Here is a 9,961-nt window from a genome sequence, read left to right as displayed (position 1 = left end):
CCCCCAGACCCCCACCCCGAACCTGTTCGGCTAGATAGGAGAAGCACATGACCACCCCAACGACTCCCGCCGAGCAGCTCGGCCTCGCCCTGCACGGCACGGGCGTGCCGATCACCGCCGCACCCTCGATCACGAACGCGGGCACGGACATCACCGTGACCGTGCCGTCGTCCGATCCCGCGAGCGTGATGCGGCACCTCGACACCGTGCTCGCGCACACGGGCGCGCTGCGGGTGACCGACACATCCGCGACCGCCGATGCCGCGACCATCACCGTCACGGCGGTCCCGCACGTGAGCGAGCCCGCCCGCGTGGCTGACACCCGCGTCGCGACCGTGGGCGGATCGAGCACGTGGCACGGCGGGATCGGGCACTACGCCGTGCCTGGCTCCGTCGCCCAGGCGGACGCTCTCACCGCCCCCGCTGACGGCAAGCTGGGCGGGATCGTCCCACTCGCGATGGTGGTCCCCACCCGTCCGCTGTCCGTGGTCACGGGCACGCCCGCTGACGACGCCGCGCCGTACCTGCCCTTCCTCACCCGCCTGCGCGACGACTCCGTGTACCGCAGCGTGATGAAGGGCGCGGGGATCGTGGAGACCACGACCGCGCCCATCGCGGGTGCGGGCGAACTGGAAGCTACGCGCGCCAGCGTGACCGCCATGCCTACGTTGCAAGCGGCTCGTGTGTCCCCCAGGGGCATCCAGCTCGTGTTCGCTGCGATCCCCGTCGGGATCAGCATGGCGCAATGGGAGAAGGGGCTGCCGCACATCTCCGCTGCCCTCGGCGTGGACCCGAGCGCGGCGACCGTCGCCGCTCTCCCCGACGGGCGGATTCTGTACACGTCGGGCGACCGCGATCCCCTCTCCTCGGTCACGCTCCCGACCGCCGTCGCGGACACAGACACCGACGCCGAGCACTTGCACATCGGCGTGCGCGAGAACGGAACCGCCGCGCTGCTCGCGCTGCGGGACACCCCGTCGATCCTGCTCAGCGGGCTCCCTGGCGTGGGCAAGACGGCGGCGGCGCTCGCCATCGTCGCGTCGCTCGCGGGCACCCGCGATGTGCAGCTCGTGATCGCGGACGGCAAGGCGAGCGGTGATCTGGACGTGCTCGGCAACGCCGCCTCCACGTACGTCGTGGGCAGCGGCGTCGAGGAGCGCGAGCAGCTCGCCGACGCCCTCGACGAGGTGGTCACCGCCGCGAGCCTGCGCGCGAAGCGGTTCCGCGCTGAGTTCGGCACCGCGAACTACTGGGACATCCCCGCGTCCGAGCGCCCCGCCTTGATCGTGGTGCTCGTGGACGAAGTGCACCGCTACCTCAGCGGGCTCGCGAGCAGTGCGGAGGGGAAGCTCGCGAAGCGGATCGGCGGGCTATTGCAGGACTTGGTGACCAGCGGTCGCTCGCTGGGCATCCTCACGATCCTCGCCACACAGCGTCCGAGCGCGAAGTCGATTGACGCCGATCTGCGGGAGAGCATCTCCGCTGCTATCGCGCTGCGCCAGAGCGCGAGCACAGCGCGCATGAGCCTCGGCGACCTCGCTCTGCTCGACAGCGATCCCCGCCTCGACCCCTCCCTGCTCCCTGCGGGCGTACCTGGTCGAGCAGTCGCCAGCGTCCCGCGCGAGTCCGACAGCGCGGACACCTCCCCGCTGTCCCGCGTCCAGCTCCTGCACTTGAGCGACGCCGCGATCACCGCCGCGCTCCCAACCACCCCCAGCACCAGCTCCACCACCGACGGAAAGGCGGCATGAACATGGCGCAGCACGACGACAACTTGACCACCGCCACCCTCGCCAGGATGGCGGGCGTCAGCACCATGACCGTGTACCGCGATGTGCGCGAGGGGCTGCTCACGCCCGTGCCTGGCACAGGCGGCGGGACGGCGCTGAGGTTCCTGCCTGAAATCGCGGCTGATTGGCTCCGCGCCCGACCTGCTCCGCGCGCTCCCCGTGCAGCCCGCACGAGCCGCCCGACCACGCGGGCTGGACGTGAAGCCGCGAGGTCGGTCGTGCTCGTCGGCGAGCTGGTCGGACCCGCGCCCGACGCCCGTGCAGAGATGGAGGACTGATCGTGACCACGCCCGATTCCCACGACGGCTCGATGTCCGCGCACGCGATGATCGCCGCGCTTACTGGCGTCGGCCCAACGCCCGAGCAACGCGCGGCGTCCCGTGAGCGTGAGCGCGCTCGCCACGCACAGCGCCTCGACACCGCCGTGCCCTGCGACCCTGATCCCGCGACGGGGCGGTGCGCGGACACCGCGTGCCCAAGCTGCTGGCTGGACGCAGCAGCCGCGTCGGACATGCTCCCCCTCCCCGAACTGTCTGCGCCCGCCATACAAGCCGCACACGATTCGTGGCGCGCGGCGTGGCTCCCGTACATGTGCCGCACCATCACACAAGCGCTGCACGCGGAGCGCATGATCACGGACGCGGGCGACGCCGCCGCCCTGGGACCGCAAGAGCGCGAGCTGCTCGCCGATGACCCCCGCGCGACCTTGCGTGACCTCGCGACGGCTCTCGCGCCCGCGACCGACCATCGCCCGCTGATCCACGTCACAGCGGTGCTCACGGACATGGTGAGGCAGGCGGAGCAGGCGGTGCTCGACCTCGCATCGGGGAAGGTCGGCGCACTGCGCATGTGCAGCTTCCTGTACGTGCAGCTCCTCGCCGTCTGCGAGGACATGCTCGGGGACGACGTGATCGACGTGCGCCAGCTCCCCGCGCTCGCGGACTTCGAGCAGACCACCCCAGCTGTGACACATCTGCGGGACGTGACTATGCGCGAGCCCTCGCCCGCGCGCGAAGACGGAGAGTGATGGACATGTGGAAGCCGAAGACAGCCGAGCTGACCGCGCCCGAGCGCCTCCGCCGTTATTGGAAGCGGGTGCTGATCGCAGCGACGCTCGCCTCGCTCTCGGGCAACGTGGTCCACGCCCTGCCCGACACGGCGCGGTCCATAGCGGTACAGATCGTGCTCGCCGCCATCGCGCCCGTCGCCCTGCTGACGCTTGTGCACGGGCTCGGGCTGATGACCCTCGCGGGGATGCGCGGCAAGGTCCACACCGCTGTGACCGTCGCCGTCGCCGTGATGGTCGCGACCGCGTTCGTGGTGTCCCTCGATGCGCTCCGCGACCTCGCCCGCACAGCGGGGTGGTCCGAGTCGATGAGCTGGCTGCTGCCCGTGATGCTGGACCTGACCGTGGTCGTCGCGACGGGCGTGATGGTGGTTCTCGACAAGCCAGCCGCCCCCGCGACCGTCGTCACGGACCAGGACCACACCGACGCTGACACCGCCGTGGACCGTGGTGCGGACCAGCTCGACTACCCGCTCCTGGACCCGAACCGCTGGTCCGCTGGACCGCTGTCGGACCTGCGGTCCACCATTGAGCTGGACCTCGACATGGACCAGAACGCGGAGGACCGCGAGGTCCACTCACCCGCTGAGTCGCTGGTCCGCACGGACCAGGACCAGCTCGCTGAGCAGGTCCACGACGCGATGGACCAGGACGTGCAGCCGTCCTTGGACCAGCAGGCGCAGACGGTCGCGGACCAGTCCGAGGACCAGGACCGCGAGCCTGCGGTCCAGCCCGCTGAGGACCAGGCGGACCAGGACGTCCCCCCTGCTGCGGAGGTCCAGCGGACCACAAGCGCAGTGGTCCGCTCGGTGCCCAAGCGCGTGGACCGCGAGCCCGTGCAGACCACGGATGCGGACCTGGACCGCGCCCGCGTGATCCTCGCGGAGAGCAGCATGAGCTACTCCGATGAGCAGGTCGCGGCGGTCCTCACGCTGCTCGACGCGGGCACCGCGTCCCGCGCCGTCGCCGAGCAGACGGGGATCAGCAAGAGCGGCGTGCTGCGGATCAAGAGCGCGGCGCGCGAGCTGGTCATAGCGGCGTGAACCACCACTGCCCCGCCAGTCCAAGCCCCGTCCGTGAACTCGGGCGGGGCTGATTCATGTCGGTACGCCCCGCTATGCTCCGTCCGATCACCAGCGAAGAAGGAGCTGCACATGGGTGAGAACCCGAACAACCCGAAGCGGTCGGAGGAGAAGAAGGACGAGGTGGAGGGCACCGAGGTAGCCATCGGGATGTTCCTCGCCCTCGTCATCACGGGGATCGTCGAATATCTCCTCGTCACCCACTTCGGCTGGTGGCATCTACTGTGGTCGCCGCTGGTGTTCTTCGGCGGGATGATGGTCTCCATGCTGCTGATCGAGAACGCGAAATGAACGACGATCAGGAGCGGGAAGCGCGCGACGGCTTCGCCATCGCAGGGTGGACGATCTTCATCACCATTGCCGTTCAGGTCGGTCTCGTCCGTGAAAGCGGCTGGCTGAGCCTCCTCGCTCTACCGCTTGTGCTCTTCGGCGTGTTCTTCTTGGTCGCATACATCGCCGATCAGATCAAGAAGGATAGGTAGGCTTCCGCCGCCCTCCCAGATCACCCCTCGGATCACGCCCGCGATGGACGGCCTGGACGCCCGACTCTGTGCGGTGCGCGCACGCGGACGGCTCCGCGCCCCTCGACCACCGACCCTGACGGTGTGCATGAGCGCGCACATCCGCTATCCGAACCGCCTTCGTCCAGCTCGCCGCCGAGCGGCCCGAATACAGGTGCTGTTCTCCTCCATATAGGCACTCCCACCTGCACGGTTTCCACGTGCTCGCACACGTGCGCGGGCGAGCAAAATCTATCCGACCCGCTATCCGTAGGCGTGATCCACATGCTCATCCGACCCGCGCTCCACCCCCTGTACACGCGCCTGCCACGCTCGTGATCCGAACACGGGCGCGAACGGAGGGACCGCTGGTGGAGGGCGGTTTCCGCACGCTGTCGGATAGCTGTGCGGGGAGGTGATCAGACACACGGCTGTGTCCCGAAACGGCGGGCGCGCGGGTGTCGGGAGTAGCAAAACCGCAGGTGGGGCGATATGTTGGGCGATATGGAGGAGGAAATGATGGGAAATCGGACGGCTGGACGTGTACGACGATCACGGCTTGGGCGCGGGATCGTCGCGCTCGCGGTCGCGGGGGTGTGCGTGGTCGGGGCGGCGGGGTGCACGAGCGCGGTCTCGGGTGAGGCGACGCCTAGCGACGGTGGGTTGTTCGGCGTCGGGCTCGGGTCATCGGGCACAGCGGGTTCGGGGGCAGTGATCACTGCGGCGGGTTTGGACGGAGAGACATGCAAGGCGAACAGCCTCGCGTTCGACATCGCCTGCGCGACTCCCACGCTCGCGGGCAAGTCGCTGCCCGCTGGCTCGACGCTCATGATCAAGGCGGGCGATGTCGCGCGCTTCCCGCAGGACAGCGGCGACCGCGTGTGCGCCGTGGGCGCGTTCGCGCGCGACAGCTCGGGCGCGGTGTGGGGCATCGGTGGCGCGGACTGCGCGACGTTCACATCCAAGGGCGACGTTCGCACCGCCGACGGCTACGTGATCGGCACGATGCGCACGGTCGAACTCAAGGGGACAACCGCCGCGACGGTGCCCGCGTTCAAGCTCGCGAGTGGGGTGCAGTGGTCGCAGACCGCGAAGACGATCCGCCCCGCGACGATGGGCACCGCTGTGACAGCCGCCGCTCCGCACGGCTCACTCACGTGGTCGGGCGCGGCTGGCCCTGCGCTCGTTTGGCGTGGGGGCGGATCGGCTCCCGCGCCCCAGATCGGGGATGCGGGCGCGCCCGTCACACAGGGTGACGCCCTGGTGGGGCTCCTCGCGCAGAAGTCCGTGATCACCACAGCCGACCAGCTCACGCAGGTGCTCGCGGCTCTCGGATCGGGCACCACGCTGGCGGTGTGACCCCCAGATAGCAACGCCCCCGACCAGTCCTGGTCGGGGGCGTTGACATTGGTCGCGGTACTAGATCGTCCACGTCCCGTCGGGATTGGGTCCGCCCGTCGTGCTCGGCTTGTCCGCCACCTTCGGCAATTCGGGGATCACGCCCGCGAGCTGCTCGCTCTCCTTCTTCGTCTTCGCCTGAATCTCGCGTTCCCGCTTCACGTACTGGCGGATCACGGCGACCTGTTCGGGCAGCAGTCCCGCCAGCTCTTTCGTCGCTTTCTTCGCAGCGGTGTCGAAGGTGCCATAGGCGTTCGCCGCTGTGCGGCCCCACCGTGTATCGGCGGTGCCCACGATCCCCGCGCCGCTGGCGAGCTGCTCAATCGCGGGCTGGATCGCCTCCGCTTGGTCGGCGATGGACTCAAGCTGCGTGAGGTCCGCTGCACTCACTGATCCCATGTTGTGCTCCTATCTCTGTTCTCGCTCTTGGACTACGGCTTCGTCGGGCGCGCGGGTGGGACGGGTGCACCGCCATTCGATCCTGGGGGCGCGGGCGGCACAGGCGCGCCCGTGTCACCGTCTTTCACGATCCCGCCAAGCGCTTGCTCGGCGACATCCTCGCCCCTCAGCTTCTTGTCGGCAGGGTCGGCCTTGACTTCGCCCTTGGGCCGTGCAGTTCCGCCCTGGCCTGCGCCGTGACCACCTGCGCCCATCATGCCGCCCATCGGACCGCGCATCCCGCTGGTGCCCGATCCTGTGCCCGAACCTGCGCCAGCGCCCGATCCCGCGCCCACGACGCCCGACTTGTTCGCGGTCGGGGCACCCGAGCCTGCTCCTGTCGCGGTCGTGCCCGACCCGAGCGGGCTTGTGCGACCGTCGGCTCCCGCCCGCTGAGCGGGCGTGGACGGCGGCGCTGGCGGAGTGGTCGGGCGCACTGACGGGTTGCTCCCCTTCGGGTCGGCTCCGCGTGCGGGAGTAGGTGTTGATACGGGGAGTGCGCCAGGACCACGCTGCTGCGTGCCCGCGCCCGACAGGGCACCCGCTGCGGGTTGTGCGCCGCCCTGCTGCTGAGGCTGTCCACCCTGGGGTTGCTGCTGGGCGTTCGGCTGTTGCTGCCCCTGGCCCTGCTGCGGCTTTCTGCCGCCCGAGGGGTCCGCGCCCGAGCCCTTGTCATCGACCGACGACTTGTTCGCGGTCGGCTTCTCCCCGCTCGGCTTGCCACCGCCCGACGGGTTGCCCGACTTCGGGTTCGGCCCGCCCGACGGATTACCCGACGGGCTCGCCGCCGTGGGCGGAACGATCTGCGGCACGCTGTCAGGCAGGCTCTGCCCGCCGCTGTTGGTCACCATCGTGGTGCGCGCCGTCTGCACCGCGTCGTTCGCGGCGGTGGCGTGCCCTGGCAGCGCGGCGATGCGCCCGTTCGTGTCCGCCACGGCGGAGTCGAGCGTGCCGAGCCGCTTCGCCCGCGCCGCTGACAAGCTCGCCTGCGCGCTCTGCATGTAAGCGGGGCTCCCACCGAGCGCGGCGATCATGAGGCCCTGCGCCGCAGCGGTCTTCGCGGTCTGCACTTCGGCGGTGTCGGACTTGTACGCCGCTGCTTTGAGCACGTCCACTTCGTCGTGTTGGCGCTGTACGTCGCCGCCTGCGGTCGTCCACTGCGCGGCGACCGACGTGCAGCCTTGCCCGATCCCGAACAGCGCTTTGTTGATCTTGTCGGGGAAATCGACGCCGGTGGCTTTGAGCGCGGCCACTTGATGCCCGATTGAGTCGAGCTGCGTACCCGTCATCTTCCACGTGCGCGCAACCTCGCCCGCATCGACCAACGTCACCTCGGGCGTGTCCTCGCTCGGATCGCCATTTCCTGCCATTCCTACTCCTCCTTTATCCTTGTCTGTTGTTCTTGCTGCTCAATGCTTCCCGCGCGGCACACCGCCGCGCGAGCTACGCCACGGGCTACACCTCCAATGAGGTGACCTCGCCCTTCCACGCCACGCCGTCCGCGACGACGTGGACGACCACGCCGTACTCCGTGCGCGCGGCAGTGGCGAATACATCCGCCTCGATCCGATGGCCGTCACGGGCTTCGTCGCTGAGCAGCTCGGTCAGCTCAGCGCCGACCTCCTCCGCGACGCGCGCAGTGTCCTGGGCCAGCGCGCGCAGCCGTTCCCGCATGGTCTCGAAGGCGCTCTCGATGCGCTGCTCCATCACCGCGTACCAGCGCTCCGTGCGGGGGGCAGGCGCGGGATCGCGGGTGTCCTCGCGGTCCCAGTCGAGGTCGTGGCAGTCACACCCACAGCAGTAGATGCTCATGTGCCGCTCCGCGCAGTCGTCGCACAGCGTCGTCTCGCCAGGGTGCGGGCAGTGGTAGTAGCACTCGCACTCCTCGTCCTCGTCCTCGTCCTCGTCGTCCTCGGCGGTGTCCCCCTCCTCGCCCATCTCCACGGCCACGGGCGGCAACGTGGACAGGGCATCGCGGAGGTTGAGCACGTCCAAGCTCGTGATCGGGTACGGCTTGTCGCCGATGCACATCACCCCGACGTAGCGCTCGTGATCGACGATCCCCGTGCGGTTGTCGGTCGCGTGGAAGATGCGGAGGGGCAGCGGGTAGCTCGCGCGCCCGTCGGCGGACTCGCTGGTGCTGGCCCCGAGCGTGTACGCGGGGCTGTTGGTCTGGTCGGTCATGGTCTCGGTCCTATCCGTTGATGGTGTGGTTGTCGAAGTGCCCCGCGCGGCGGGCGTCGCTCTCGGCGGAGATGAACGCCCGCTGCGCCAGGCGGACGAGGCAGTGCGTCGTGCAGTCGTACCGCGTCCACGCGTACCCGCAGATGATCACGGCGAGCAGCACCTCCCCTTCATTCACGGGCACGCCCGTGTGGAAGTGCACGAGGGCGGGCAGCCGCGCCGAATTGACCTGGTGCGCAGGACGTGAGAGCTGGTTGAAGCGGGAGAGCATGAAGTCGACGCTCGCCTGCACCCCCTCCACGGTGAAGTCGCGCGGCTTCTCCTTTCCCCCTCCGATGCCGCCATTCCACAGGCTGATGTGCTTGTCGAGCACCTCGTCGATCAGAGCCTGTGTCACAGGCTCGTAGTAGGGGTAGTGCGTCCGTGCCATATTGGTGTTCCTGTTCTCTCGGTATCTGGTCTGGCTCCCAACCCCGCCCACGTGCGGGTGATCGCACGTGGGCGAGGCAAGGGGTCAGCTATCGGCGCGGATGTAGCTGTCGGCGTGATCCGCGCACACCCACATGTGCACGGCGGTGGTCGAGCCCGCAGCCCAGCGGGTCGCGGGCGTGGCGCACATGCCGCAGCGTCCCCACACGGCGGTGGTTCCGTGCGGGCGGATGGAGCGGTCGGTGGTCGTGGTCATGGTCATGTACTTCTCCTCTTGTTCGGGGTCGCGGTCTCGGTCAGGGCAGCTCGGCGGGCACCACCTCCTCGCGCTCGACCGCGCGCAAGGCGAGCGCAGCTTCCTGCACCGCGAGACGGGCCTTCGCACAAGCGCGGTCAGCGTCCACCGCTGCGAGCATCGCCCGCCCCGCTTCGCGGTGGGCATCGGCGCGCGCAGCGATGGTGGTGACCACGTTCCCCTCCGCCCGCGCGAGCCGTGCGCGGGCTTGATCCACCTTCCGTTCATGCCGCAGGGCGGCGGCACGGGCGAGGTCGCGGCGAGACTCAGCGAGCACGAGCGCCGCGCTGGTGCAGTAGTCGTGCACGGGGTCGCTGACGGTGCTCATAGGTCTGGCACCCCCTGCGGGAAGGCCCGTGCCACGTCCGCGCGGGCGCGGGTGAGAGCGCGGTTGTCAGCGCCGTAGCTGTTGTCCAGGAAGCGCGAGGGCTCGGACGTGCTTGCTACCCGCATCTCGGCCCATCGCAGGGCCGCGAGCGCGGCCTCCTGGCGCGGGGTCAGGGTGGTGGTGGCGGTCATGCGACCTTCACCCCCATCGCGGCACGGATGCTCGCGGCCTTGAACGCGCTCGCGCGATACCGCCAGGTCGCGTACGTGCGGATCACGTCGTCGGGGGTGCGGACGGCAGGGCGGCTCTGCGTCGCCCCGTCGGTCACCCACGGGAAGCGGGTCGCAGGATCGGGCTTGGGCGCGGTCGCGGGCCATCCTGGCGGCGGGCCAGTGTGCACGGGCACGGACGTGAGCGGGGTCTCGGTCTTGCTCCACGGGCGGGGGAAGGG

15 protein-coding genes are annotated in these 9,961 nt (G+C 69.7%); 7 read left to right on the top strand and 8 right to left on the bottom strand.

Annotation, left to right across the window (positions count from 1 at the left end; genetic code table 11):
- Positions 1-47 precede the first annotated feature (47 nt).
- The 7 genes from ACNAYW_RS24270 (at position 48) to ACNAYW_RS24240 (ending at position 5,797) form a co-directional block, all read left to right on the top strand.
- The gene (locus ACNAYW_RS24270; RefSeq protein WP_415852164.1) at positions 48-1,751 is read left to right on the top strand and encodes an FtsK/SpoIIIE domain-containing protein; all 1,704 of its coding nucleotides are present in this window, start codon (positions 48-50) and stop codon (positions 1,749-1,751) included.
- Between the two features lie 2 nt (positions 1,752-1,753).
- A complete protein-coding gene (locus tag ACNAYW_RS24265; RefSeq protein WP_415852163.1) occupies positions 1,754-2,068 on the top strand; it encodes a hypothetical protein in 315 nt (104 codons plus the stop codon).
- A 2-nt stretch (positions 2,069-2,070) separates the two neighbouring features.
- Positions 2,071-2,817 carry a hypothetical protein gene (locus ACNAYW_RS24260; RefSeq protein ID WP_415852162.1) on the top strand — a complete coding sequence of 249 codons (747 nt, stop codon included), beginning with the start codon at positions 2,071-2,073 and terminating at the stop codon, positions 2,815-2,817.
- Between the two features lie 5 nt (positions 2,818-2,822).
- The gene (locus ACNAYW_RS24255; RefSeq protein WP_415852161.1) at positions 2,823-3,899 is read left to right on the top strand and encodes a DUF2637 domain-containing protein; all 1,077 of its coding nucleotides are present in this window, start codon (positions 2,823-2,825) and stop codon (positions 3,897-3,899) included.
- A 111-nt stretch (positions 3,900-4,010) separates the two neighbouring features.
- Positions 4,011-4,229, top strand: a complete 219-nt coding sequence (locus ACNAYW_RS24250) for a hypothetical protein (protein ID WP_415852160.1) — start codon at positions 4,011-4,013, stop codon at positions 4,227-4,229.
- On the top strand, positions 4,226-4,420 hold the full coding sequence (locus tag ACNAYW_RS24245; RefSeq protein ID WP_415852159.1) for a hypothetical protein: 195 nt from the start codon (positions 4,226-4,228) through the stop codon (positions 4,418-4,420). The genes ACNAYW_RS24250 and ACNAYW_RS24245 overlap by 4 nt, the downstream gene beginning before the upstream one ends.
- A gap of 522 nt (positions 4,421-4,942) precedes the next feature.
- Positions 4,943-5,797, top strand: a complete 855-nt coding sequence (locus ACNAYW_RS24240; RefSeq protein WP_415852158.1) for a hypothetical protein — start codon at positions 4,943-4,945, stop codon at positions 5,795-5,797.
- Between the two features lie 60 nt (positions 5,798-5,857).
- Here the strand turns inward: ACNAYW_RS24240 and ACNAYW_RS24235 are convergent, their stop codons facing one another.
- From ACNAYW_RS24235 to ACNAYW_RS24200, 8 genes are all read right to left on the bottom strand, one after another.
- Positions 5,858-6,226 (bottom strand): hypothetical protein, encoded by a 369-nt coding sequence (locus ACNAYW_RS24235; RefSeq protein ID WP_415852157.1) that lies wholly within the window; start codon positions 6,224-6,226, stop codon positions 5,858-5,860.
- Between the two features lie 41 nt (positions 6,227-6,267).
- Positions 6,268-7,644 carry a hypothetical protein gene (locus ACNAYW_RS24230; protein ID WP_415852156.1) on the bottom strand — a complete coding sequence of 459 codons (1,377 nt, stop codon included), beginning with the start codon at positions 7,642-7,644 and terminating at the stop codon, positions 6,268-6,270.
- Positions 7,645-7,729: 85 nt separating this feature from the next.
- Positions 7,730-8,458, bottom strand: a complete 729-nt coding sequence (locus ACNAYW_RS24225) for a hypothetical protein (RefSeq protein WP_415852155.1) — start codon at positions 8,456-8,458, stop codon at positions 7,730-7,732.
- Between the two features lie 10 nt (positions 8,459-8,468).
- Positions 8,469-8,855, bottom strand: a complete 387-nt coding sequence (locus ACNAYW_RS24220; RefSeq protein ID WP_415852154.1) for a hypothetical protein — start codon at positions 8,853-8,855, stop codon at positions 8,469-8,471.
- Between the two features lie 117 nt (positions 8,856-8,972).
- Positions 8,973-9,149 carry a hypothetical protein gene (locus ACNAYW_RS24215; protein WP_415852153.1) on the bottom strand — a complete coding sequence of 59 codons (177 nt, stop codon included), beginning with the start codon at positions 9,147-9,149 and terminating at the stop codon, positions 8,973-8,975.
- A gap of 34 nt (positions 9,150-9,183) precedes the next feature.
- A complete protein-coding gene (locus tag ACNAYW_RS24210) occupies positions 9,184-9,510 on the bottom strand; it encodes a hypothetical protein (RefSeq protein WP_415852152.1) in 327 nt (108 codons plus the stop codon).
- Entirely contained in the window at positions 9,507-9,701 is a 195-nt protein-coding gene (locus ACNAYW_RS24205; protein WP_415852151.1) for a hypothetical protein, read from the bottom strand. Before ACNAYW_RS24205 ends, ACNAYW_RS24210 begins: the two co-directional genes overlap by 4 nt.
- Positions 9,698-9,961, bottom strand: a 264-nt coding sequence (locus ACNAYW_RS24200) for a hypothetical protein (protein ID WP_415852150.1), incomplete at its 5' end; no start/stop codon positions are given. The genes ACNAYW_RS24200 and ACNAYW_RS24205, both read right to left, overlap by 4 nt.

Origin of the sequence: Tsukamurella ocularis, assembly GCF_965138335.1 — a bacterium.
GTDB lineage: Bacteria > Actinomycetota > Actinomycetes > Mycobacteriales > Mycobacteriaceae > Tsukamurella > Tsukamurella ocularis_A.
This window is presented reverse-complemented; position numbering and strand designations above follow the sequence as displayed.